The sequence below is a fragment of the Luteitalea pratensis genome (assembly GCF_001618865.1).
GTDB lineage: Bacteria > Acidobacteriota > Vicinamibacteria > Vicinamibacterales > Vicinamibacteraceae > Luteitalea > Luteitalea pratensis.
The window spans coordinates 5,868,131-5,892,041 of record NZ_CP015136.1; the positions used below are offsets into that span (position 1 = coordinate 5,868,131).

The window sequence follows — 23,911 nt, forward strand, 5'->3', positions numbered from 1 at the left end:
CGTCCTCACGCGCGAGCCGCATCGCGGCGGCGAAACAGGTAGACGTCGGGATCGCTGCCGCGCGGCAACTCGTCGAAACCCAGCGCCACGATCGCGTCGGCGACCTCACGCGGCGAGTGGCCGGGCTTGTTGTGAATTTCGATGACGATCAGGCGGCAGTTGCACAGGCGCTCGTGCCCGGGCTGGGCCAGCACGTCGTACTCGACGAACTCGACGTCGATCTTGCAGATGTCGACCGTCTGCCCGCCGTAATACCGCTCGAACAGCGCGTCGAACGTCTCGCCCATCACCACCGTCGTCGTACCGGTGCTGTTGAACGACGCGGCATAGAGACTGTCGCCGACACCGCCCTCGCCAAGGGCCAGTTCGAACCGTGCCGGCGTGCCGCAGAGTGCGGCGTTGCGCACCTCGACGGGGCAATCGAGGTTGCGTTCGAGGTTGTAGCGCAGCCGGATGCACGTCCGGGGGTTCAGTTCCACCGAGACGACGCGGGCGAGCGGGACGCCATGATGGGCAAGAAACAGCGGGAAGCCGCCGGCGTTGGCGCCGAGGTCGAGCAGGGTGACCGGCGTCGTCGATGCAAGGTGCGCGAGGTGGTCGGCGTACATCCGCGTGGTGATCACCTCGGGAGCCCCGCTCTGATCACCGGCATCGTGATCGACGAGCACGCGCAGCCGGCCGAGGCGGTAGATCGCCAGGGACTCGCGGCGGAAGAGCAGCCGCTGGACCAGCAGGAACCATCGGTTGTCGAAGCGCCAGATCTGACGCAGTCCGGCGAGCTTTGTCGCCAGACTCATGCAGCGACCACCGTCGGGGGCGGGCTGCACCAGGCGTCGGTCGCCATGCCCCAGGTCACACCGAAGAAGAGGTACTGCAGCTCGAAGAAGAGCAGGATATCGTAGCCCAGGTACACGACCATGAGGGTGCCGGTCACCAGGGTCACGAAGTAGCGATCGCTCGCGGGTGCACCTCGGCGCCAGATCATCCACAGCGGCCACAACAGGAAGACCATGTAAACGGCGGTGCCGAGCACACCATACCGGGCGAGCAACGTGAGGACGCTGACATGTGCCGAGGCCCAGCGTGTGTGTTTGCCGAGGAGTGCAGCGCTGCCGTGGCCCCAGACCGGACTCGATTGGAAGACCCGCCAGCCCTGGCGGATGTGATCGAGCCGACCCTCGATGCTCTTGCCGTCGGCTACTCGTACCGAGGTCACCTCCGCCACCGCCCCGACGCTCCCCACGACCGAGGTCCCGTGCGAGTCGCCGGCGTCCCGGCCTTCGCGCCCGCCCTTCGAGGCCGTCTGGCTGTCGGGCGTCGAACTCGTGATTTGCTCGATCTCGCGCCGTAGCGACTGCCGCACCGCGTGCGACTGCACCGATGTCGCCGCGTAAAGGAGGGCCACCACGGCCACCGCCGACACGACGGAAAAGACGCGGCTGCGGCGCGCCAGCAGGAAGCTCAATCCGAGGGCGGCCAGAGTTCCGACGACAGCGGTCCTCGACAGCGTCAGCGACAGGCAGACGAGATTCAGCGCGAAGAACGCGACAAGGTGCCGCGCCGGTCGGTCTGCCAGCCAGAGGTACATCACGACGAGCAGCACCAGCAGCGAGTAGATGCCGTAGAAGTTCGGGTCGAAGAAGGCAGCCGTGGCTCGCTCGAACGACAGGTCGTCGCTGATGTAGGTCTGTGATTTCGTGAGCGTCGACCCCATCGATCGAATCAGCGACTCGACCGGCAGCCGATCATAGAACGCCGAGTAGAGCGTGATCGCCGTTGTCAGCAGCGACGACACCATGAACGCGCGCAGCAGCGCGAAACGCCGCTCCGGGGTGTCGACGTAGACCAGCACCAGCCCGGCAAAAGTCACATTGAGCAGGTGGTGGATGATGTCGCGCCGCAGGTCCGGGAAGCCCTGCAGGCTGGCGAAGTCGATGACGTTGATCACGACCATTGCCGACGCGACCGCGAGGAACGGCCCGAAGCGACGCTCGGGCCGTACCCGTCCGCGCAGCACGTCGACGCCGAGATAGGCCAGCCAGCCGAGCAGGACGGCGCGGTACAGCGACAGGTTCACTCCCGCCACTGCCACCCGGTAGACGTACAGCACGAGCGACAGGCACAGCGTCACGTAGAACGCGAACGTCAGGCCGTCGATGCGACTCGCGAACCGCAGCTGCTTGCCTGAAGCCACAGGTGGGTCGAGTCGGGCGTGAGTCTCGGGATGCATGTCTGGCTACTGTTTGCAGGGTGAAGCGAGGGCACCGCGCAGTTGCGCGGCGCGGCGCCCCCTTCGCCACGGCACAGGAGCGGCCGTTGGACGGTACCGCAGCGTCCGCGGCGGCGTCAACACGGACACAACTCCGCCGACGTCGCGGCTCGACGGCGTCGGGTCGCGTGCTAAAATTACGGGTTGCGCGGCGGCTCTGGCGCCGTGTCTTCCACTGATGAAATTCGTCCTCGCGACCAATTCGTGTGTCCCAGCCGACCAGGAAGGCGGACCCGCGTACGCCACGTTCCACCTCGCCAAGGCATTGCGCGAGTGCGGCGACGCGGTCGCGATCGTCACGACCGACCGCAACGGCGTGGAGCGGCTGACCGTACCGCTCGACCAATGGGTGGACGTCGAGGGCGTGCCAGTCTTCTATGCGCGCACGGCACCGGGCGCCTGGATCTACAGCCGCGAGTACCGGGCCGCGCTTGACGCCGTGTTGCCAGGCGCGAACGCCTGCATCATGCCGGGCATCTTCTGGAACTACACGGGCATCGCCGCGTGGCGCGCTTGCCGCCGGCACGGGGTGCCCTACGCCACCATCCCCCACGGGCTGCTCAGCCCATGGGCGCTGCGGCATCGCGGGCTGAAGAAGGCCATCTACTGGCGACTCGTCGCGCGACGGATTGTTGCCGGCTCGAGCGCCTACCTGGCGTCGGCCGACCGCGAACGCCTCGACGCCGAGTGCGCCGGCCTGCGCCTCAAGGTGGACGTCGTGCCCAACGGCGGCGATCACCTCGACGCCGCCGCTTACACCGACCCGTCGGCCCACTGCGAGAATCTCGCCAGGATCGGCGACGGGCGATACGTGCTGTTCCTCGGCCGCGTCCACGAGAAGAAGGGACTCGATTTCCTGATTCCCGCGTTTCCGGCAGTGGCGGCGCGCCACCCCGACGTCCGCCTGGTGATCGCCGGGGCTGTGGATCCGGCCTACGAGGCGACGTTTGCCGCGCTGCTCGCAGCCTCGCCGGTTCGTGATCGGGTGGTCGTCCTGGGCAACGTCAGCGGCGCGCGCAAGACCGCGCTGCTTGCGCACGCGACGATGTTCGCCTTGATCTCGCACAGCGAGGGACTGCCCGTCGCGGCTGTCGAGGCGCTCACCGCGGGTCTGCCGGTCATCCTGACCGCCGAGTGCAACCTGCCGGAGATCGTCGTCGCGGACGCCGGGCGAGAGGTGCCGCGTGAGCCGGCCGCCGTCGCGGCCGCCATCAATGGTCTGCTCGACGATGAGGCCCGACGACGCGAAGTGGCTGACAACGCGCGGCGCCTCGCTCGCGATGTCTTCAGTTGGGCGGCCGTCGCGCGCCGCGTCCGCAGCATTTGCGAAGGACTCCGGACCTCGGCCGTCGCACGCCTCGGCACGGCTGCCGGTGCGTCGAGCCGCTGAGCGATGGCCGGCGGGCCGATGAGGCAACCGGCCGTCCTCGCTGCGCTGGCCACCTGCAACCTGGCTGTTACCTTCGGCTTCCAGTGGCTGCCGGTGATGGCCCTTGGTGTCGGCGCCTCCACCGACGCCTTCTTCGTCAGCAACCTGGTACCGCAGTTGGTCCTCGCGGTGATTGGCGCCAATCTCACGAGCGTGCTGACGCCGCAGTTGTCGACGCACGAAGGCGTGCGCTTCTCGACCACCGCGTGGACGTTCGCCTACGGCCTCGCGGCGGCCGCCGTGCTCGTCAACGGCCTGCTCTGGGTGGCTGCACCGCTGTGGGTGTCGTGGGTGGCGCCTGGTTTCGACGCATCGACGTTGGCCCTCACGCTCGACCTCGTACGCATCCAGCTTGTCGGTTCGGCGTGCTCGATGCTGCTGATGGCGACGTGGGCGGCGGCGTACGCGCGGCACCAGTTCGTCCGCGTCGAGACCACCGGCATCCTGGCGGGGCTTGTCGGACTCCTTGTGGCGTGGGTACTGATGCCGAGTCACGGCGTGCACGCGATCGCCTGGTCCTTGGTGTTGCGCGCGGTACTCCAGGTCGTGTTCCTGGTGCCTGCGCTCGGGCCGGTGCAGCGTCTGGACTGGCAGGCGGCGGGCGGGCCGGCGGCGCTGCAGCGGCTCACGCCGCTGATGGCCGGCGCGCTGTACTATCGCGCCGACCCGATCGTCGAACGCGTGCTCGCCTCGTTCGCGCCACCCGGCCAGTTGTCGATCCTGAACCTCGGGCAACAGGCGTACGGCGCCGCAACACAGATCGTGACCCGTGCGCTCATCAACCCGATGATGCCCGGGCTCGCACGCTCCGCCGCGGCACGCGCGTGGGCCGAGTTCGCGGCCACGGTGCGGCGCCGACTCGTCCTCGTGCTTGCACTCGCCGTCGGCGGATGGCTGCTGCTGGCGGCTGCCGGGCGGCCGGTGATGGCCGCCGTCTTCGCCCGGTGGCTCGATCCGGGCGAGATCGCGCTCCTGCATGCGGTGCTGATCGCGCTAGCCGGCGTCGGGGCAGGCGGCGTGGCCGGCCAGGTGCTGACCGTCGGCTTCTATGCCTACGGCAACACGGTCACGCCCACACGGGTCGGCGTGATCGGCTTCACGCTCGGCATCCTGCTGAAGGCCGCCGGGTTCTGGTGGGGCGGAATCGTCGGGCTGGCGGTCGCCACGTCGATCTCGTACGTCGGCAACGCCTGTGCGCATCTGCTCCTGCTCCGGCGCGATGTCGCGGCGCAGGCACGGCGCGTGGAGGTCCCGGGCCCATGACACCGCTGCGCGTGTGCGCCATCACGGCCGGCCGCAACGCACCGCCCGCTCGCTTCCGGATTCGACAGCATCTGCAGCCCCTGCGGACGATGGGCGTCGAGGTCACCGAGTACGTGCCGCGCGTGCCGCAAGCCATGCCGATGCCCGGGATGCTGCGGCATGTGCGACGACGCTGGCTGGGGCCCGTCAGTGCGGCGTGGGCCCTGGCCCACGCGGCCGCACGCCTGCCCGCCATCGTCGACAGCCGGACGTTCGATGCCGTGTGGCTCGAGCGGTCGTTTGCACCGGGGCTCGATCCGCTGGCGCGGCTGATCCGCCGGCCACTGGTGCTCGATATCGACGACGCGGTATGGCTAGAGGGCCTTGCGGGAAAGGGCCTGCCGGGGCTGACCCGCCAGGCTGCGGCGGCAATCGCCGGCAACCGCTACCTGGCCGACTGGCTGGCTCCGTTCTGCTCGAACGTGCACATCGTGCCGACCGCCATCGACTGTCAGCGCTTCTCGCCCGCCAGCAGGCACGCGGGGGCGGCGGCGCGGCAGGGCTTCGTCATGGGCTGGACCGGTACGGCCGGCAACTTCCGTCATCTGGAGTCGATCGCCCCGGCACTGTCGCGCGTGCTGCGGGAGGTGCCAGGCGCGTCGCTGCTCGTGATCGCCGAGCGCGAGCCGCAGTTACCAGCCCTCGTCGGGCTGCCCGTCACCTTCGTGCGCTGGTCGCCCGTGGTGGAGGTGACGGCGCTGGCGGGCGCCGACGTCGGCATCATGCCGCTCGAAGACAATGAATGGACGCGCGGGAAGTGCAGCTTCAAGATGCTGCAGTACATGGCCCTCGGCCTGCCCACCGTGGTGTCGCCGGTCGGCATGAACCGAGACGTGCTGGCGCACGGCGAATCGGGGATCGCGGCTGTCAGCCAGGATGACTGGGTCGCTGCCCTACGTCAGTTGGCCGGCGACCCGGACTTGCGGCATCGGCTCGGCAGCACCGGCCGGGAGGTGGTGCTGGCCCACTACGACGTGCCGGTCGTCGCGGCACGGATCGCCGCCGCGTTGCGATCGGTCGCGTGAGCGGTGCCGTCGGGCGTCCAACGCCCGCCTTCACTGGTGGCGACGAAGGCTGAGCCGACCGAGCACCAGTTTCACCACCGTGCGCGCCACAAGCGGAACTTCGTACTCCGGCGGGGCCTGCCAGTCGGGCTCCTGGGCGAGCACCAGCCGCATCGCCCGGACCACGTGTTCCGGATCGGCGCCGCTCAGTATGTTGCTGCCGCATTCCAGCGTCTCGGGCCGTTCGGTGACGTCGCGGATCGTCACGTTCGGGACGTGGAAGATCGCGCATTCCTCTTGTACCGTGCCGCTGTCGGACAACACCGCCCGGGCCTCGCGTTCGAGCCGCACGAAATCGAAGAAGCCGAGCGGGTCGAGCAGGCGGACGTGCGCCGGGTCCGGCGTCAGGCCGGCCAGCCGGAGCCGATGCGCGGTGCGTGGGTGCACGCTGAAGAGCACCGGCAGGGAGAACTCGCGCGACACGTCGACGATGGCGCCGACAAGACGGGCCAGGCGGGCGGGGTCGTCCACGTTCTCGGCGCGGTGCATCGTGAGCAGGAAGAACCCGCGCGGCGCCACACCGAAGCGAATCAGGGCATCGCTGGCGTCGATGTGCGATCGATAGTGCGTCAGCACCTCGCCGATCGGATTGCCGGTGATGAAGATCCGCTCGCGCTCGATACCTTCCCGAACGAGGTTCTCCTTGCTGCGGACGGTGTACGGCATCAGCACCGTGCTCGAGTGGTCGATGACCCGTCGGTTGATCTCCTCCGGCACGCGATCGTCGTAGCACCGGTTCCCCGCTTCCATGTGGTAGACGGGGATGCCGAGGCGGGCGGCGACCAGCGCCGAGAGTCCGCTGTTCGTGTCGCCGAGGATCAGCACGCGGTCGGGCCGTTCGCGTTCGAGGACCTCGCCGATGCGGGTGAAGAGTTCGCCGATCTGTGCGGCGGCGCTGGATCCGGAGACGTGCAGGTGCTCGTCCGGCGCGCGAACGCCGAGTTCGCGGAAGAACACGTCGGAGAGGTTCGGGTCGTAGTTCTGGCCGGTGTGGACGAGGCGATGCGTACCCGCGTCGTCGAGCATGGGGATCACCCGGCTCAGCCGGATGATCTCCGGCCGCGTGCCGACGACGGTCATGACCTTCATGGCAATCTCAGGCCTTCAGTTCGGCGGGCAGCGGTTCGGCCAGGTACGGCGCGAGCAGGTCGCGAAGGCCGGCGTGATCGAGGGTGATGTCGGCCGACGAGTACTCGCTGCTCAGCACCGTGCTCGACGTGCTCTGGGGCTCGCATTCCGGCAGCATCGGGCAGATCACGTAGTACCCGTTCCGCTCGAGGGTCCGATGACACTCCTCTTCGGACACCATGATCTCGTGGATCTTCTCGCCCGGACGAATGCCGGTGTAGGCGATCGGGATGTCGCGACCGTCGATCAGCACCTCGGCGAGATCGGTCATGCGGGCCGCCGGGACACGCGGCACGTAGATCTCGCCGCGTTGCGCGTGCTCGAGCGCCGCCAGCACCGTGTCCACCGCGCCATCGAGCGTGAGCAGGAAGCGCGTCATCTCCTTGAGCGTGATCGTCACCGGGCCGCCGTGGGCGATCTGCTCGAGGAACAACGGCACCACCGATCCCCGCGACGCGACGACGTTGCCGTAGCGGACGCAGGCAAAGCGCGTATCGGGCTGGCGCAGGTTGGCCTCGACGAGGATGCGCTCCATCACCGCCTTGGTCATGCCCATGACGTTGATCGGCTTGCACGCCTTGTCGGTGGAGATGCCGACAACGGTCTCGACGCGCGAACTCGCGGCCATCGTCGCCCGCACCAGCGCGTCGGCGCCCATGACGTTCGTACGTACGGCCTCGACCGGGAAGTACTCGCAGGCCGGCACCTGCTTCAGCGCCGCCGCGTGGATGACGATGTCGGTGCCGCGCAGGACCTCCACAAGCGTGTCGTCGTCGCGGACGTCGCCGATACGAAAGGCCAGCGCCTCACGCGCCTGCTCGTAGATGACATCGTCGGTCGCCGCCCGCCGGTGGAGGAAGCGCAGGCGCATCTCGTGCTGCTTGGCTTCGTCGCGCGACAGCACCGTCACCCGGGCAGGACGCCCCAAGCTGCCGTCGAGCAGGCGGCGGACGATCCGCTGCCCCAAAGAACCCGTCCCCCCCGTCACCAGTACCCGCTTGTTGTCTAACGTCACTTCGATTCCTCGTGTCCTGAAAGGGAACGCACGTCCTCGTACCGTGTCGGGTCGGCGGCCATCCTGGCCACCATGGCTTCCCACGACGGCGGCACATACCCCGTCGCGGCGCGGAAGCGCGCGCTGTCGAGACTGCGATCGATGCGCGGTTGGTCACGCGGATTCAGCGTCACGCGTGCCGCAAAGGCTGCGTCCAGCAGGTCGAGGAGGGACAGCTTGTCGATTGCCGCCGCCGAGACATGATACAGGCCCTCCAGGCCGTGGTGCCGCTCGAGCACATCGAGGATGATGCCTGCCAATTCGGTGGTCGTGAAGCCGCTGAACACCGCGCCGCGGTAGCCGTCGGCGGTCAGTCCGCGACGGCCGAGGAACCATTCCACGAGGCCCGACGAGCCGTGCAGTTCGCGGCCGATGATCGACGTCCGCAGCGTCAGACAGCCGCTGCCGGTCACCTCGCCGAGCGCCTTCGAGCGGCCGTACAGGTCCGGCGCATCCGGCACCTCGCCCTCGACGCGCCCGCCCCGCGAGCCGTCGAACACGCAGTCGGTGCTGATTTGCACCAATCGCGCGCCACGGGCCGCACAGGCCCGGGCCAGCAGGTGCGGCAGCAGCGCGTTGATGGTGATCGACTGCACCGGGTCCTTCGCGCCCGCGAGTTGCTTGATAATGCCGACGCAGTTGATCACCGCATCCGGCCGCGCCCGATCGAGGGCCGCCTCCACGGTCTCGAAGTGGAAGGCGTCAACGCCGACGCACGTCCGCCGCGGATTACCCAGGCCGATCGCGCGCAGCGCCGGCGTGACGGTACGCACCGTGGCCCACGTCTCGAATCTGGCGTCGGCCAGTTGCCAGACCTTGTGGCCCAGCATCCCGGCGCCACCCACCACGAGCACTCGCATCCGATTCATCTCCCTGTGCGCCCCAGCAGGGCCGCATGATGCTCAGTCCTTCAGGCGACCCTGCCCTGCGGTCAGCCCGGCCGCCGGCGGGCCGCTGCGGCTCGACACGCCCTGCGGGCTGGCGGGTCGCAATGCGGCCTCGACACGCAGCGATGGCACGAACGTCGGCACGGCTTCGGCCAGAAGCCGCTGCAGCGTCAGCGGATCGTCGACGATGGAGGCCCGCTCCAGGCTGCGGATGCAGGCGTTCAATGCCTCGCCATGCAGCGGCGGTTCCGGTTCCTGGACCCGGAAGACGTCGCCTTCCGCCACCGGCTCGATCAGACTGTTGTCCTCCCACAGGTGCTCGGCAAGCTTTTCCCCGGGCCGCAATCCCGTGAAGACGATTTCGATCTCGTCCGGCTCGAACCCGGACAGTCGAATGAGGTCCGTCGCCAGATCCACGATGCGCACCGGCTGCCCCATGTTCAACACGAACAGCTCACCACCGTGCGCGAAACCGCCGGCCTTGAGCACCAGGTACACGGCCTCCGGGATGGTCATGAAGTACCGGGTCATGTCCGGATCGGTCACCGTCACCGGGCCGCCGCGCGCGATCTGTCGCCGGAAGAACGGCACGACGCTGCCTCGGCTCCCGAGCACGTTGCCGAAGCGCACCGCGAGGAAGCGCCGGCCGCTTCGGGCGGCGGCATCGCGCACGATCATCTCCGCAATCCGCTTGGTGGCCCCCATGACGCTCGACGGCTGCACGGCCTTGTCGGTCGAGATCAACACGAAGCGCTCGACGCCATGCGCCAGCGCGCATTCGACGAGCGTCGCGGTGCCGACGACGTTGTTGGCGACCGCCTCGGCCGGATGCGCCTCCATCAGCGGCACATGCTTGTGCGCAGCCGCGTGGAACACCACCGACGGGCGATGCGTCGCGAAGACCCGATCGAGGCTGCTGCGGTGCCGGATGTCGGCGATCACCGCGGACACGTCGATGGCCGGGAAGGTATGGCGGATGTGCTCAGCGCAGTCGAAGATGCTGTTCTCGCCATGGCCGACCAGGACGAGCGTCCTGGCGCCGGCCTTGGCAATCTGCCGACAGAGCTCGCTGCCAATCGAGCCGCCCGCGCCGGTGATCAGGACGTGCTGGTCACGCAGGTAGCTGGCCGTGTCCGGAGCCGCGACGATCGGCCGACGCCGCAGCAGATCGGTGATGTCGACCTCGCGCAGGCGCGACACACTGACGCCGCCCTCGAGCAGTTCGAACACACCAGGCACCACCTTGGCGGGGACGCCGGCCTGCCGCGCCGCCTGCACGAGGTTGCGCAGCACCGGACCGGGGGCCTTGGGCATGGCAATGACCACCTCGTCGACGTGGCGCGCGAGCACGACCTCGCCCAGTTGGTCAAGGCGCGCCAGCACGCGGATCCCTTGAATGGACTTGCCGAGCTTGCCGCGATCATCGTCGAGGAACCCGACGGGCTCCAGGCCGAGCTGCGGGTTGCGCTGCATCTCGCGTACGACCATGGTCCCGGCCTGCCCCGCGCCGACGACGAGCACGCACTTGCCCTGCGACGGCCGACGGCCGTGGTCCCTTGACGCCGCCCGCGCCTCGGCCAGCACACGCACCGCCACGCGAACGCCAGAAACGGCGAGCAGCGTCAGGAGCCAGTCGATTGCGGGTACTGAACGGGGATATGCCGACACCCACCCCGTGGAGACGGCAGCGAGGGTCGCGGCACCGAACAGCACGGTTGCTGACGACACCGCGGTGACGATGGTGAGCAGGTCACCGAGTCCCACGAACCGCCAGTACCGCGCGTACAACCCGAACGCGTAGAAGACCGGCAGCTTGAGGAGCGGCGCCGCCAGCAGCGAGAAGCGCACGGCTTCGGCAAACGGGTGGTCGGCCGCGAGCGGCGCCTGCCAGTCGAGCCGAAGCACGAAGGCGACGGCGACGCACAGCAGCACGGCCACGGCGTCGACGATGAGAATGTAACGGTTTCGCATCGAATCTCAACCGGCTGCGGGCGGCGATACCGCCCGCGTCGCCAGGATCCAGAGTGTCACGGCGGCCACGACCAGGCACGACGCCGTCATCAGTACGCCCGTGCGGCCTGCGACCGTCAGCGACAACGCCGCGGCCAGGCCCACTCCCGCCAATGCGCCATAGAGCATGGCGACCGCACGGTGGGTCCATCCTCCCACAATGAGCCGCTGATACAGATGCGACCGGTGCGCCTCCCAGATGCGCTCGCCCTTGGACGAACGCCATGCAAGCGTGGTGAGGGTATCGAACAGGAAGGGCCACAAGACCAACACGGTGGGCAACCACAAGCGATCCCCACCCAGCACCCACGGTACCGTCGCGAGCAGGAAGCCGAGCAGGGCACTCCCCGCGTCACCCATGAAAATCCGCGCGGGGCTCCAGTTGTGGAAGAGGAACCCGGCCACGGCGCCCAGCAGGACCACGCCACACGCCTGTAGCGCGACACTGCCCTGCTGGAGCCCGAACATCACCCAGCTCACGCCGGCCACGGCGGCCTGGACACCGGCGATCCCGTCACTGCCATCCATGAAATTGAACGCGTTGATGAACCAGGCAACCCACAGCACCATCACCGTAGCACCCGCGGCAACGGGCAGGGACATCGACCCGAGCGGGCCCAGATCGACCACACGAACGCCACCTATCAGCCCTACCAGGACGACCGCCGTCAGGAGGTGGACGCCGAGACGCACCGACGCACCAACCGATCGCACGTCGTCGACGAACGACACGAGGGCAATCGCCGCACCGATGGCGACGATCGCCCACAGCCCGCGAGCCTCGCTCGACGTGGCGACGGGCGAGGCAGCGACGATCGACAGGCCGGCAAGCAGCACGACCGCCAGGCCGACGCCGCCGAGTCGCGGCGTCGGTGTCGCGTGAGAGCTCCGGTGGTTCGGATGATCGAGGAGCGCCAGCGCGAGCGACATCCGGCGTACGACTTCGACGAGCGTCGCGGTCAGGAGCGCCGCGATGACGCCCGCGCCAAGCAGGACGGCTGCGATCATCCTGCGTCGCTCCGCCGTCCGAGTGTGCCGTCTTGCCGCATGCGTGCGACGACCTGCTGCCAGCCCTGCGTCAGGCCGTACTGCGGCGCGAATCCAAGGGCGCCGCACAGGTGCCTGCCATCCACGGCGATGTCCTCGAGCAGCTTGTCGAGCATCGCCCGCGTGACGGGCGGCGTGCGCCGAGCGACTCCGGCGAGCGCTTCGATCGCGGTCGCGCCAACCGTCGCGATGGCAACGGGAACGCGGAGGCGCGGCGGGCGTCGGTCCACGGCGCGGGCAATCGCGACCACGATGTCGCGGACCTGGTGTACCTGCCCGTCGGTCACGTTGAAGACGTTGCCGGGAGCTGCTGGATGGGTGGCGGCCAGGACCAGCGCGCGCGCGACGTCGGATTCATGCACGAGCGTCCGCCGATTCCGCCCTGCGCCGACGGGGACGTACCAGCCGCTCGCGATGGACTGCACGAGCCGTCGGTAGTTGCCCTTGACATGTGCGCCGTAGACGGCCGCGAGCCGGAGGACCACCCCCGAGCTGCCGCCAGACACGGTCGCGCCGAGCGCATGGCGTTCTCCCGCGAGCTTCGTGACGGCATACGGGGTGTCTGGAGCACAAGGTGACGTTTCGGTCCGCGCCGGTGTGCCCGGTTCGGTGCGCCCGTACACGGCAATCGTGCTCGTGTACACGAGGCGGCGAACACCCGCGGCTTCGCAGGCGCGCACGAGGTTCGCGGTGCCTTCGTCGTTGACGCGTCGGTATGCGTCGGCCAGGGAGGGAGGCGGATTGGCGATGTGAAGCAGGCCCGCCAGGTGGATCACGATGTCGATCCCGTCCAGCGCGGGATGAAGCGTGTCCAACATGGTGAGGTCACCGACCCGCGGTTCGATGCCGTGCGCGGATGTCGGAGTGCGTTGAAGGGTGCGAAGTATCGCGCCGGCGGCGACCAGCGCCGCGACCACTTCGGGGCCGAGAGCGCCGGTCGCTCCCGTCACGAGTACCCGGCGGCCAGACAGCGGCGCGCCCCCTTCAGCGAGTCCTTGCTGCACGCTCACGACCTCCACGGTCCGAAGCGACGTCACCGGCCATGCCGCCGCGGCATGAACGCCCACTGCCCCGAGGCGAGCTTCCCAAGCTCGGCCGTACAGTCGGTCACGACAGGAGGTGCCGTTCCCAGCGGTTCGCCTACCGCGAAATGCCATCGGATCGGGCGAGAGTCGTAGTACCGCACGCCGTTGTAGAACAGCACCTGCTTCAGTTGCTGCACCTGGAAGTCGACCGCTTCGCGCCGCTCCACGGGGACTTCTCCTACCGAAATGCCAACGGCGCGACATCCGAGGTACGGAACCGGCGTGAGGGCCCACGCGTGATCCACCTTGAGTCCCGCCGCTTGCACCGACGGATACGTCGCGCTGTCGTACCCGATTCCACTGGGGTCGCGGGCGACCCAGAATCGCAAGCCCCCGAAACCCAGTTGCAGTACGAGGTAGACGACCGCGAACGCCGCTGTGGCCCACTCGCGATGCACCGGCGTGGGGCTATCCGCGCCTGTCTTCCTGACGGCGCGGGCAAGGCCGAGGCAGAGCACGAGGAACAGGTAGGGCGAGAGATATGACAGCGCCTTGCCGAACGCCCACAGCTGATTTCGCGACACCAGGTGCAGCAGGAAGGCGGTACCGACGGCGACGATCGTCGTCAGATATGCAGTCGCGGGATTGCGGAGCACCTGCCCGAGCAGGCCTCGGGCGAGAGAGAGGTACGAGCCGGCCGAGAGCGTCGCGGCTGCGAGTATCCAGCCCCAGCGGACGAGCCGGGGTGTCGCGTAAATGGGCGTCACAAAGAACAAACCCTGCAATGCGAGAGAAAGATTGAGAACCGTGCTGGGCCACTCCAGTCGCCCGGTCGCGGCACCATGAATCCCCCGCCAATAGTTGTCGAAGTACCGCCACCACTCCGGTGCCTGCGCATTCTGGAAGGCGAGCTGGGTCTGCAGCAGGCCGATGGTCGCTTCCCAGTTCGGCAAGGACGACAGCAGTACCGTGATCACCGGCAGCAGCGCGAGGCTGGCCGCCGCCGCCACTCCGGGCATACGGCGGGCTACCACGAACCACGCGACGCTGGCTGCTCCCAGGAACGCGGCGTGCAGCACGGCGCTCTCGGGATAGAACAGGAACATGCCCGAGCTGAGGGTCGCCGTGACCACGTACTCCCCGACGGCGGACGTGCGCCCTGCCCCGGGGGCACCGAGACATCGCAGGAGCCGCAGGTACGCAAACACGGTGGCGACCGATAGCGACAGGGACGCCATCTGCGACCACGCATTCAGGTCGAAGACGTACTGCCCCCAGAAGCCGAACACGAACGCGAGTGCGGGGGCCACGACCAGCGCACGTCCCGGCGCCGTGACGCCGTGGACGTCGAGCAGTTCCCGCCACGCGAAGGCGACCGCCGGGAAGGCCAGCGCCCACAGCGCTGTGACGTAGAGGAACGCAAGCAGGTGCAGATTACCCGTCCCCCCGGGCATCACCAGGGCAGCGGTCAAGGCAACTGCTGGTCGCAGGTTGATCCACTTCACCCCATAGGCGAGCACGTCGCGGTCGAGGAAGTTGGTGGGGGCCATGTGCTGATATTCACTAGCCGGATTGGCCCAGACCGCGAGTGTCTGGTTGATGTAGTTGAACTGGTCCCAGTGGTTGCCGCGAAAGACGTAGTACTGAGGTCCGGAGAGGGCCGCTGGCAGCGCAAGGACCAGGAACACCGCGACCAACACGAGCAGGTGTCCCCAGACCTGCCGCGACAGGCGTGCGCGGATCAGGAGCACTGCGCACATGACCGCCACGACCCCCAGTGCGCCCCGGATCACGTGTACGGGCAGGTTGAGCCCGAAGTAAAGGGCGTTGGCGCCGAGCCCCACGAGACACAGGCCGAGGGGCGCGGCGAGCCAGTCGTGCTCCTGTGCCCCGCAGGTCAGCAGGAGGACGCGGCCCAAGACCCAGAACAGCCCGAGCAGGGTAAGGACCACGGACACTTCGAGGATCACGTCGTTGTTCTCATTACAGCGAGAACCCGGCCCTTACTGCATCGTCGCGAAACATCTGGACCGTCTCCAGAGAGAACTGGTCGAGGTCCTTGCCGACGAGTTCGAGCTTCTTGAGGATGTCGTTGGTGGCGGTGATGATGTCGCAACCCACGGCGTCGGCCTGGAAGATGTTCAGGAGTTCTCGCGGACTCGCCCAGAGCAGCTCGGTGTTCGGGGCCAGGCCCGTCAACTCGCGGGCGGCCGCCATCATTGGCACCGGATCGCGGCCGGTATCGGCAACACGGCCGGCAAACACCGACACGACCGTCGCGGCGCCGCCCTTGACGGCCAGGCAGACGTCCCGCACCTGGGCCAATGTCATCAGGGCCGTCACGTTGAGCTTCACCCCGGACTTCGACAAGCGCTCGATGAGCGGCAGAGAAGACTCGGCGCGCGTGTTGGTGATCGGGATCTTCACGTACACGTGCTCGCCCCACGAGGCTATGGACGCGGCCTGGCGCTCCATCTCGTCGAACTCGTCGGAGAACACCTCCAGCGAGAGAGGCCGATCGGGGATGGCCAGGACGATGTCGCGGGAGAACGCTTCGTAGTCCGCGATGCCAGCCTTGCGCATCAGCGTCGGGTTGGTGGTGAAGCCCTTGATGCGCGGATTGCCGTACATCTCGAGCATGCCGGCACGGTCTGCGCCGTCTGCGAAGAGCTTGATGCGAAGCGCATCGGCAGAAGGCGTCGCTTCGGCACGCGTGTCGCGGCTGATCTGATCGACGATCCAGGTCACGGCTTCCTCCAGGGAATGTACGGTCAGGTCGGCCGGTGGGTCAGGCCGGGCCTCGCGATAAGAGTAGTCGATGAAGACGGTCCGGCACCCGGCGCGCCGCCCGGCGTCCACGTCCCGCCAGCGGTCTCCCACGATGAAGGACCGCCCGAGGTCGATGTGCCAGCGCGCCGCCGCATCGACCAGCAGGCCGGGGCGCGGCTTGCGGCACGCGCAGTCGTCGGCATTGTCGTGATAGCAGGCGGCCAACGCGTCGAGCCCAACGGCCGCGGCCACCTGCCTGTTGAGGGCATCGGCCTCGGCCCTGGTCTGCGTCCCACGCGCGACGTCGGGCTGGTTCGTGACGGCAATCGCCAGGCACCCCAGCGCCCGAACCCGGTCCACGCCACGAGCGGCCGTCGCCTCGATCTCGAGTTCGTCGACCGACGAGGGCGGATACGGCCGGCCATCTCGCACGACTGCCCGGTTCAGCACACCGTCCCGATCGAAGAAGACGGCGCGACGGCCGCGGCTCAGCGGACCGACTCCCACTTGGTCTCGTGCGCCTTGAGGGCCGGGTGCGAGACGAAGAGGTGCCAGACCACCGCCTGGAACGCCTCGGCATGCGGCGTGGTGTGCGTCACGTTGACGGTGGGCACGATCACGCAGGCATCGGCCGACTTCGCAGTGTAGCCGCCATCGCGCCCGACGATCCCGACGACGCGCGCGCCGGCAGCTTTCGCCGTGTCGATCGCGGCCACCAGATTCGGGCTCACGTTCCGCTCGGCATCACCGCCGCCGACCGAGAAAATCAGGACGACGTCAGCGGCCGAGATCCGGCTCGTCGTGAGCCACGACGCGAAGACGGTCGCCCAGCCTTCGTCGTTGGTGCGCGCCGTCAACTCCGACACGTTGTCGGTCGGCGCATACGTTTCGATGCCGACGATCTTGCGGAAGTCGTTCACGGCATGCGAGGCATTGGCGGCGCTACCGCCGACGCCGAGGATGAAGAGGCGTCCACCTGCGGCGCGCGCCGCCGCGAGCACGGCCACCACGGCCTCGATGGCGTCGCGGTCCAGGGCCCGGGTGATCTCGACGACTTCTTCCAGATACTGCGCTGCAAAGCTCACGGCTGCTCCTTGGCGTGTGAGGCACCACCACCGGCGACGAGGCGGCGCATGTCCTCGAGTCCCTCGAACGATCCCACTTCGTAGAAGCGCTCGTGCACCTCGTACCCGGCCAGTTGCCCGGCTTCGGAAAGCGCCCTGTACGTATCGGCCAGATCGACGACGGTGTCGGCGGGCATGGCGGCGATGACGTCGCGCGAGACAATGCCGAGACCGTAATCGATGTAGTGCATCGTCGGCGTCTGCATGCGCTTGTCGTAGCGAACGGTGCCGGTGCCGTCGTACTCGACGTTGCTGCGATCCCACTGCCCGTCGTTGCGGAACACGGTCATCAGCGCGGCCCGTCCCAAGCGGCCATAGGCCTCCTGCACCGGACGCATGTCGATCGGCAAATACGAATCGCCGTACAGCACGAACACCGGGCCGTCGAGCAGTGGAAGCGCCCGACGAAGGGCGCCGCCGGTCCCGAGCAGACGCTCCCCGTCCAACGAGTAGCGGACGGCAAGCCCATACTCGGCGCCGTCGGCCACCACCTCCTGAATGCGTTCGCCCAGGTACCCCGCACAGACGATGACCTCGGTCACACCCTCGCGTCGCAGCAGCTCGAGCTGCCAGGCAATGAAGGGGCGCCCGGCCACGTCGACCAGGGCCTTCGGGATGGTCTCGGTGATCGGCCGCAGGCGGGTGGCCAGCCCTCCGGCCAGCAGCGCCACCGGCAGCATCGCGTCGTTCGCGCCCGCCATGATCAGGACTGCGTCACGACGGCGGTGCCTTCGAAGTCGAAGCGGAAGCGCACCTCCTGCAGGCCCGCCTCACGCAGCGCCCGCCGCAGCCGCGCTTTGTCCTCGGCATAGAACATCAGGAACCCGCCACCGCCGGCGCCAATCAGCTTGCCCCCCACCGCGCCGTTCTCGCGCGCCAGGTCGTACCACGCGTTGATGTGCGGGTTGCTCATATTCGCGGAGCGCTTCTTCTTGTGCTCCCAGTGCACGTTCATCAACTCGCCGAAGTGGTGCAGATTCCCGGCCTCGAGCGCCTCCTTGCTCTCGCGCCCGAGCTCCTTGATGAAATGCAGGTTGGCGACCATCTCGCGGTCGTTGTCCTTGCTCTTGGTGTCCTGCTCCTGGAGGATCGCCGACGCAGATCGCGAGTAGCCGGTGAAGAACAGCAACAGGTTGTCTTCGAGTTCGTACACCGTGTCCGGCGCGACCTTCAGCGGCCAGGCCTCGACCTTGCCGTTGGGCAGGTAGCGGAAGCAGGTCAGGCCGCCGTAGGCCGCGATGTACTGGTCCTGCTTGCCGATCGGTTCGCCGAGCTTGTCGATCTCGATCTCGCAAGCCTGTTCGGCGAGCTCCTCGGGATGGACCAGGTGCTTGCGGTGCGCATGCAGGGCCTTGAGGAGCGCCGTCGTGAAGCTGCCCGACGAGCCGAGCCCGGTCCCCGCCGGAATGTCCGCCATGCTGGCGATTTCCAGAAACGGCGCCTCGACCCCCGTCATGCGCATCGCTTCCCGTACGATCGGGTGTTGCACGTCTTCGACCCGTTCGACGCGTTCGAGCTTCGAGTACTTCACGATCAGCTCCGGCACGAACGTGCGGTGCACCGTGATGTAGACGTACTTGTCGATGGCCGCGGCGACGACAAAGCCGCTGTGCTCGCGGTAGTACGACGGCAGGTCCGTGCCGCCGCCACCGAGGGAGATGCGTAGGGGACTGCGCGTGATGATCATGACTTGACGGCGCCCAGCGGCTCACCGAGCGCGGGCGACATGGCGTACAGCGTCTCGACGATGCGCAGTGCGGCGACGGCATCCTCGAGGCCACCGTTCACGGGCGTGCCAGTGGCGATGCAGTCGAGCACGTGCGCGAACTCGGCGTCCCAGGACGCGTCGGCGCCGGGGTACTCGTGGATCGTGGTCTCGGGTGGCCCCATCTGCGGCAACATGCGGTAGACCGACAGGCGTTCGGTCCCGTAGCTGCCCCCAAGACCCTCGATGTGCAGCTTCGCGTCGCGGGCATAGATCTCGAAGGAGAACAGGTTCTTCCACTCCGTGCAGCTGGCCTGCAGCCACGCGATCTGTCCGCCGGGCGTCCGCAGCAGAGCGAAGCCGTTGTCCTCGACCTCCCAGTTCCAGAAGTAGCGGCTCACCTGTCCCTGGACCGAGGTGAATTCGCCGGCGAACCAGCGCGCCAGGTCGATCAGGTGCACGCCCTGATCCAGCATCTCGCCGCCCCCGGAGATGGCTGGTGTGCCACGCCACTCCCTCTCCATTCCCAACCGGCCGCCCTGGCCGTACCTGCCGCGGATGAACATCAACGGACCGCACGTCCCCGACTCCCAGATCTCGCGCGCCTTCACGAACGCCGGATGGAAGCGGTGATTGAAGCCCACCTTGACGACCAGACCGCGTGCGTGCGCCGTGGCCACGAGGGGTTCGAGTTCGACGCTGCGTCGTGCCGCCGGCTTCTCGACGATCACGTGCTTGCCAGCGTCGATCGCCGCGCCGACCAGCGCCGCCAGCGCATCGTTGGTGGCGGCCAGAGCGACGAGCTGGATGTCCGGATTGGCGATGACGTCGAGTGGCGCCGCTGCCACGACGCATCCGGGATGTTGCGCCGCCAGGCTTGCCGCGCGCTCGTGGTGCAGGTCCGCCACTGCCACCAGGCGATGCGGCGCACGGATCACGGCCGCGCGCTTGCGCCCGATCAACCCGCACCCGACGATGCCGACGTTCACGAGGGAGTGCCCCATTGCTTGCCGCGATCCTCGGGCACGATGCGCCGCAGCGTGTAGATGTCCGATCCGCGAAGCTGCTCGGCCAGCTGCGGCAATTCGGCCCACGGGTCCCAGACCGCGCTGATCAAACGGCCGCTGACGCCGCGCGCCGCCGGTGACGCCAGAAAGGCGCACAACTCCGCGCCGCGGTCCAGCGGCGTGCCGCCAGAGGCCTTCTGCTTCAGCGCCTGCGCATAGAACGCCTCGCCCACCCGCTCGGCGCCGGCGTCCAGGACCTCGTCGAGCAAACGCGTGTTCAGCGCGCCAGGAGCGACGGCATTCACCGTGATGCCTGCGTCGGCCACTTCTTCGGCGAGCGTCTCGCCGAAACGGACCAGGGCCGCCTTGGACGCCGCGTAGGCACTGAGGAACGGCATCGGCTTTGTCGCGCCACCACCGGACAGGAGCACGATGGCGCCGTGTCCCTGGGCCCGCATGTGCGGCAGGGCCGCACGGCAGCACAGCACCGCGCCGCCGAGGTTGATGGTGATGGCGTCGGACCACTCCTGCCAGTCGACGGTCTCGATCGGCCCCTTCGGCCCGTACACGCCGGCATTGCACACGAGCACGTCGAGTCCGCCGAAGGCCGACACGGCGGCCGCGACCATCGCCTCGACGTCGGCCGGACGGCTCACGTCGGCAGGCATCCACTGCACCATGTCCGGCGACGCCGCGAGAGCCTGCAGCGCCCGGCCCGACTCGTCGAGCCGTGCCGCGTTTCGCGCGCATAGGAAGACCCGCGCGCCTTCCTGCACGTACCGGCGCGCCACGGCCTCGCCGAACCCCTGATTGGCGCCGGTCACCAGCGCGCGCACACCTTGCAGTGTCATTCCGCTGTCCCCACCGTCACGTACTGCAGACGCCGGTCACCCTGCAGGGCCGTCGCCAGAAAACCCGAAGCATCGAGCACCGGCGTCGACGTCCTGGTGGCTGCGAACGTGTCGGCCGTGATTTGCCGGAACTCCGGCCACTCGGTGGCCACGACCACGGCGTCGGCGTCGAGAAGCGCGGCACTGGCGTCGCCGACGAGACGGACGCCGGCTGGCAAGCCATCGGCGCCAGCCCGCACCAGCGGATCGAACGCCGTCACCTGCGCGTCCTCGGCAACGAGGCCCTCGCACAACTCCACCGCCGACGACCGACGAAGGGTATCGGTGCCGGGCTTGTAAGTGAGGCCGAGGATGGAGATCCTCGCGCCGCGCAGTGACGGCAACAGAAGCCGCAGCGCCGCGAGCGCCCACCCGCGATGCGCATCGTTGCTGGCCCGAACGCCGTCGAAGAGCGGCGTCTCGACACCAACCGCTTGGCCCTGCGCAATCAGGTAGCCGATGTCGCGCGCCAGCGTTCCGCCGGCGTATGCACCTCCGGGCTTGACGTACGCCCTGGACCCGATGCGAACATCGGTCTTCAGCGCGCGCTCGACTTCGCGGGCATCTCCGCCGCTGCGCTCGGCAAGGCGCGCCAGCTCGTTGATGAAGACGACCGATGTGGCCAGGAACGCGTTGATGGCGTGCTTGGACAGTTCCGCGGACTCGACGCGCATGAACTCGAGGGGCGCGGCGAGGGGAGCGAGCAGCTCGCGAATCCTGTCAGCGTCGCCGGAGGTCCTTACGCCGAAGACGACCCGGTCTGGACGCGTGAACACTTCGATGGCCTTGCCCAGGCGCAGGTTCTCGGGGCTACTCGCAAAAGTCGCACCGCCCTCGGGCAGGGTGCGGCGATAGGCCTTCTCGAGACGCGCCACCGATCCCACGGGCACCTGCGACGACACGATGACCAGCGCCTCGGGATGCAGCACCGGGAACAGCGCCTCCACCCCTTGCAGCACGGCGCCAACATCGGCGCGATCCTGATCATCGACCGGCGTGTCCCATGCCACCCACACGAACGGCGCGCTTGCCAGCGCCGCCGGGTCGCTGCTGAACCGCAGTCGTCCGGCAGCGAGCCCCGCTTTCACGAGGTCGGCCAATCCCGGTTCGTGCAGCGGGGGTTCTCCTCGCGACAGGCCTTCGGTCACCGAGGCCTGCGGATCGAAGCCCAGCGTGGCAATCCCGAGCGAGGCGAGGCAAGCCGAGGTCACCGATCCGAGATGCCACAACCCGACGACGGCGACGCGGGGGACGAAGGATTCGCTCACCGCCGGAGTAGCCCCCTCGGGCCTCATGCGCGACGCTCCAGCAGCCACGTGTTGTCCTGCAGATACGCCAGGGTACGCAGGATGCCGTCGCGAATCGTCAGGCGGGGCTCCCAGCCGAGGCTGTTGACCCGTTCGGTGTCGAGGAGGATGAACGGACTGTCGCCAATCCAGCCGCGCTCGCCGCCGGTGTACTCGCGAACCGGCTGCACGCCGAGCGCTTCGCAGATGTAATCGAGCGACGTGTTGACCTCGACGTACTCCTTCGTGCCGAGGTTGTAGACGTTCACGGGCGCCTCGGCCTTGCTGGTCACGGCCAGCATCGCGTCGATGCAGTCCTGGACGTAGAGGTAGCTCTTGCGCTGTCGCCCGTTGCCGAGGACCTGGATCCGCGACGGGTCCGTCCGCAGCTTGTTGAAGAAGTCGAACACGTGCCCGTGCGTGTAGCGCTCACCGAGGATCGAGACGAACCGGAAGATGTACGCCTGGAAGCCGAAACCGGCCGCATAGGCCGCGAGCAACCCCTCCCCGGCCAGCTTGCTGGCCCCATACAGCGACGTCTGGATGGGAAACGGCGCCGTCTCTGGCGTCGGGAAGACGTCGGGTTCGCCGTAGATGGAACCCGTCGACGAGAACGCGATGCGGCGCGCACCGGCGCTGCGCATGGCCTCGAGGACGTTGTAGGTGGCAATCGTGTTCTGTTCGAGATCGCGCCTGGGATGCTGCGTGCCGAACCTGACATCGGCGTTGGCCGCCAGGTGGAAGACGAAATCACATCCCGCCATCGCCGCGGTCAGCGTCTCGAGATCCAGCACGTCGCCCCGCACGAAGCGGAACCGCTCCGACTGCCTCGCCGGCTCGAGGAACTCGCCGAGCCCGGTACTCAGATTGTCGTAGCCCACGACGTCGTGGCCGGCGGCCAGCAGCCGGTCCACGAGGTTGCTACCAATGAAACCGGCAGCGCCGGTCACGCACACTCGCTGCACGCGCCCTCCTCAGGGCTCGTGGATCGCCAGCATCCGATCGATGCCGACGGCCACTCGAAAAACCGCAGGTACTGAATCCGGGAGCGGCCGTACCGATGGTCACGGACGCGACGAGGACGGCACGGGCACCCGTCGCGGCGCCGCCCTCCGGTGCATCCAGCGGACCGACAGCACGTCGCGGACATTGCGGACGTTACCCGCGATCAGGTCCAGCCGGCTGTCGCCATCGTCGCGCCAGCGGACCGGCACCTGCTCGAGGCGGTAGCCTGCGCACTTGGCGAGATACAGGATCTCGACGTCGTACATGTAGCCGTCGATCTGCTGTCGTGTGAACAGGTCGCGCGCGACATCGCCGCGGAAGAACTTGAAGCCGCACTGCGTGTCGGCAATGCCGTTGAGGCCGACCGCGGCGTGCATGAACAACGCGAAACCGCGCGAGCCGACCCGCCGGTACAGTTTCTGGGGCCGCTCGATGAGCGCGGCCTCGCCGGCGCGTGACCCGATGACGAGGTCGGCCCCGCCCGTGAGCAGGGGCAGCACCTTGTCGAGTTCGTCGATCGGCGTCTTGTTGTCGGCGTCCGTGAAGCCGATGATGTCGCCGGTGGCGAGGGCCACACCCTCCCGGATGCCGCGACCTTTGCCGCGACGCTCGGGAGACCCGATGACGACGATGCCCGGACGCGCGGCGGCAAGCGCGCTCACCAGTTCACGAGTGCTGTCCGTGCCGTCGGCAGAGACGATGATCTCCGACGCCAACCCCTTGCGCTCGAAATACTCGAGCGCATCGGTCACCGTGCCGACGATGCGCTCGGCTTCGTTGTACGCGGGGATGACCAGACTTATGGCGGGCATGGATAGCTAGGCCGGGCGCGGTCTGCTCGGCAAACGTCCCTACTCTAGCAGATGGTCCCGGCCCGTCCGATCATCTGGGCCGTTGTGCCACAGCCGCC

At 68.2% G+C, this 23,911-nt stretch carries 21 protein-coding genes; 3 read left to right on the plus strand and 18 right to left on the minus strand.

The window, feature by feature from the left end; all coding sequences use genetic code 11:
- Positions 1-5: 5 nt before the first annotated feature.
- Together LuPra_RS24715 and LuPra_RS24720 are read right to left on the minus strand one after the other, a co-directional pair.
- Positions 6-797, minus strand: a complete 792-nt coding sequence (locus LuPra_RS24715) for an FkbM family methyltransferase (RefSeq protein WP_110173231.1) — start codon at positions 795-797, stop codon at positions 6-8.
- Positions 794-2,230: an O-antigen ligase family protein gene (locus LuPra_RS24720; protein WP_110173232.1), complete on the minus strand. Its 1,437-nt coding sequence runs from the start codon at positions 2,228-2,230 to the stop codon at positions 794-796. The genes LuPra_RS24715 and LuPra_RS24720 overlap by 4 nt, the downstream gene beginning before the upstream one ends.
- A gap of 217 nt (positions 2,231-2,447) precedes the next feature.
- Between LuPra_RS24720 and LuPra_RS24725 the strand changes: the two genes are divergently transcribed.
- From LuPra_RS24725 to LuPra_RS24735, 3 genes are read left to right on the plus strand one after another with little or no spacing between them, the layout of a single operon-like run.
- Complete coding sequence (locus tag LuPra_RS24725; RefSeq protein ID WP_162472820.1) at positions 2,448-3,659, plus strand: glycosyltransferase; 1,212 nt, start codon at positions 2,448-2,450, stop codon at positions 3,657-3,659.
- Positions 3,660-3,677: 18 nt separating this feature from the next.
- Positions 3,678-4,961, plus strand: coding sequence for a lipid II flippase MurJ (locus tag LuPra_RS24730; RefSeq protein WP_157899621.1), 1,284 nt, complete (start codon positions 3,678-3,680; stop codon positions 4,959-4,961).
- Complete coding sequence (locus LuPra_RS24735; RefSeq protein ID WP_110173235.1) at positions 4,958-6,025, plus strand: glycosyltransferase family 4 protein; 1,068 nt, start codon at positions 4,958-4,960, stop codon at positions 6,023-6,025. Before LuPra_RS24730 ends, LuPra_RS24735 begins: the two co-directional genes overlap by 4 nt.
- Before the next feature lie 30 nt (positions 6,026-6,055).
- Here LuPra_RS24735 and wecB read toward each other — a convergent pair whose 3' ends face one another.
- From wecB to LuPra_RS24810, 16 genes are all read right to left on the minus strand, one after another.
- A complete protein-coding gene (wecB, locus tag LuPra_RS24740) occupies positions 6,056-7,153 on the minus strand; it encodes a non-hydrolyzing UDP-N-acetylglucosamine 2-epimerase (protein WP_110173236.1) in 1,098 nt (365 codons plus the stop codon).
- Positions 7,154-7,160: 7 nt separating this feature from the next.
- Entirely contained in the window at positions 7,161-8,207 is a 1,047-nt protein-coding gene (locus LuPra_RS24745; protein ID WP_110173237.1) for a polysaccharide biosynthesis protein, read from the minus strand.
- Entirely contained in the window at positions 8,204-9,115 is a 912-nt protein-coding gene (locus tag LuPra_RS24750) for a dTDP-4-dehydrorhamnose reductase family protein (protein WP_110173238.1), read from the minus strand. Before LuPra_RS24750 ends, LuPra_RS24745 begins: the two co-directional genes overlap by 4 nt.
- A gap of 33 nt (positions 9,116-9,148) precedes the next feature.
- Positions 9,149-11,104 (minus strand): polysaccharide biosynthesis protein, encoded by a 1,956-nt coding sequence (locus tag LuPra_RS24755; RefSeq protein WP_110173239.1) that lies wholly within the window; start codon positions 11,102-11,104, stop codon positions 9,149-9,151.
- A gap of 6 nt (positions 11,105-11,110) precedes the next feature.
- On the minus strand, positions 11,111-12,151 hold the full coding sequence (locus LuPra_RS24760; RefSeq protein ID WP_110173240.1) for an MraY family glycosyltransferase: 1,041 nt from the start codon (positions 12,149-12,151) through the stop codon (positions 11,111-11,113).
- On the minus strand, positions 12,148-13,227 hold the full coding sequence (locus tag LuPra_RS24765; protein WP_157899622.1) for an NAD-dependent epimerase/dehydratase family protein: 1,080 nt from the start codon (positions 13,225-13,227) through the stop codon (positions 12,148-12,150). Before LuPra_RS24765 ends, LuPra_RS24760 begins: the two co-directional genes overlap by 4 nt.
- Positions 13,224-15,185 (minus strand): hypothetical protein, encoded by a 1,962-nt coding sequence (locus tag LuPra_RS32250; RefSeq protein WP_157899623.1) that lies wholly within the window; start codon positions 15,183-15,185, stop codon positions 13,224-13,226. The genes LuPra_RS24765 and LuPra_RS32250 overlap by 4 nt, the downstream gene beginning before the upstream one ends.
- Positions 15,186-15,198: 13 nt before the next feature.
- On the minus strand, positions 15,199-16,491 hold the full coding sequence (locus tag LuPra_RS33795) for a transaldolase (RefSeq protein ID WP_110173242.1): 1,293 nt from the start codon (positions 16,489-16,491) through the stop codon (positions 15,199-15,201).
- Positions 16,473-17,069, minus strand: a complete 597-nt coding sequence (locus tag LuPra_RS24775; RefSeq protein WP_110173243.1) for an SIS domain-containing protein — start codon at positions 17,067-17,069, stop codon at positions 16,473-16,475. The genes LuPra_RS33795 and LuPra_RS24775 overlap by 19 nt, the downstream gene beginning before the upstream one ends.
- Entirely contained in the window at positions 17,066-17,809 is a 744-nt protein-coding gene (locus LuPra_RS24780) for a sugar phosphate nucleotidyltransferase (protein WP_234800537.1), read from the minus strand. The genes LuPra_RS24775 and LuPra_RS24780 overlap by 4 nt, the downstream gene beginning before the upstream one ends.
- A gap of 2 nt (positions 17,810-17,811) precedes the next feature.
- Positions 17,812-18,795 (minus strand): GHMP family kinase ATP-binding protein, encoded by a 984-nt coding sequence (locus LuPra_RS24785; protein ID WP_110173244.1) that lies wholly within the window; start codon positions 18,793-18,795, stop codon positions 17,812-17,814.
- Positions 18,792-19,817: a Gfo/Idh/MocA family protein gene (locus LuPra_RS24790; protein ID WP_234800538.1), complete on the minus strand. Its 1,026-nt coding sequence runs from the start codon at positions 19,815-19,817 to the stop codon at positions 18,792-18,794. The genes LuPra_RS24785 and LuPra_RS24790 overlap by 4 nt, the downstream gene beginning before the upstream one ends.
- On the minus strand, positions 19,799-20,671 hold the full coding sequence (locus tag LuPra_RS24795) for an SDR family NAD(P)-dependent oxidoreductase (protein WP_110173245.1): 873 nt from the start codon (positions 20,669-20,671) through the stop codon (positions 19,799-19,801). The genes LuPra_RS24790 and LuPra_RS24795 overlap by 19 nt, the downstream gene beginning before the upstream one ends.
- Positions 20,668-21,978, minus strand: a complete 1,311-nt coding sequence (locus LuPra_RS24800) for a UDP-glucose dehydrogenase family protein (protein ID WP_157899624.1) — start codon at positions 21,976-21,978, stop codon at positions 20,668-20,670. Before LuPra_RS24800 ends, LuPra_RS24795 begins: the two co-directional genes overlap by 4 nt.
- Positions 21,979-22,001: 23 nt before the next feature.
- Positions 22,002-22,961 (minus strand): NAD-dependent epimerase/dehydratase family protein, encoded by a 960-nt coding sequence (locus LuPra_RS24805; protein ID WP_110173247.1) that lies wholly within the window; start codon positions 22,959-22,961, stop codon positions 22,002-22,004.
- 99 nt (positions 22,962-23,060) lie between these two features.
- Complete coding sequence (locus tag LuPra_RS24810; RefSeq protein WP_110173248.1) at positions 23,061-23,813, minus strand: dolichyl-phosphate beta-glucosyltransferase; 753 nt, start codon at positions 23,811-23,813, stop codon at positions 23,061-23,063.
- Positions 23,814-23,911 lie beyond the last annotated feature (98 nt).

Excerpts from the sequence above, each read along its gene's own strand:
- wecB (WP_110173236.1), bottom strand. The coding sequence starts at position 7,153 with ATGAAGGTCATGACCGTCGTCGGCACGCGGCCGGAGATCATCCGGCTG.
- LuPra_RS24790 (WP_234800538.1), bottom strand. The coding sequence starts at position 19,817 with ATGGGGCACTCCCTCGTGAACGTCGGCATCGTCGGGTGCGGGTTGATC.
- LuPra_RS24735 (WP_110173235.1), top strand. The coding sequence starts at position 4,958 with ATGACACCGCTGCGCGTGTGCGCCATCACGGCCGGCCGCAACGCACCG.
- LuPra_RS24725 (WP_162472820.1), top strand. The coding sequence starts at position 2,448 with ATGAAATTCGTCCTCGCGACCAATTCGTGTGTCCCAGCCGACCAGGAA.
- LuPra_RS24810 (WP_110173248.1), bottom strand. The coding sequence starts at position 23,813 with ATGCCCGCCATAAGTCTGGTCATCCCCGCGTACAACGAAGCCGAGCGC.
- LuPra_RS24715 (WP_110173231.1), bottom strand. The coding sequence starts at position 797 with ATGAGTCTGGCGACAAAGCTCGCCGGACTGCGTCAGATCTGGCGCTTC.
- LuPra_RS24760 (WP_110173240.1), bottom strand. The coding sequence starts at position 12,151 with ATGATCGCAGCCGTCCTGCTTGGCGCGGGCGTCATCGCGGCGCTCCTG.
- LuPra_RS24755 (WP_110173239.1), bottom strand. The coding sequence starts at position 11,104 with ATGCGAAACCGTTACATTCTCATCGTCGACGCCGTGGCCGTGCTGCTG.
- LuPra_RS24730 (WP_157899621.1), top strand. The coding sequence starts at position 3,678 with ATGAGGCAACCGGCCGTCCTCGCTGCGCTGGCCACCTGCAACCTGGCT.
- LuPra_RS24780 (WP_234800537.1), bottom strand. The coding sequence starts at position 17,809 with ATGGCGGGCGCGAACGACGCGATGCTGCCGGTGGCGCTGCTGGCCGGA.
- LuPra_RS24720 (WP_110173232.1), bottom strand. The coding sequence starts at position 2,230 with ATGCATCCCGAGACTCACGCCCGACTCGACCCACCTGTGGCTTCAGGC.
- LuPra_RS24750 (WP_110173238.1), bottom strand. The coding sequence starts at position 9,115 with ATGAATCGGATGCGAGTGCTCGTGGTGGGTGGCGCCGGGATGCTGGGC.
- LuPra_RS24795 (WP_110173245.1), bottom strand. The coding sequence starts at position 20,671 with ATGACACTGCAAGGTGTGCGCGCGCTGGTGACCGGCGCCAATCAGGGG.
- LuPra_RS24785 (WP_110173244.1), bottom strand. The coding sequence starts at position 18,795 with ATGATCATCACGCGCAGTCCCCTACGCATCTCCCTCGGTGGCGGCGGC.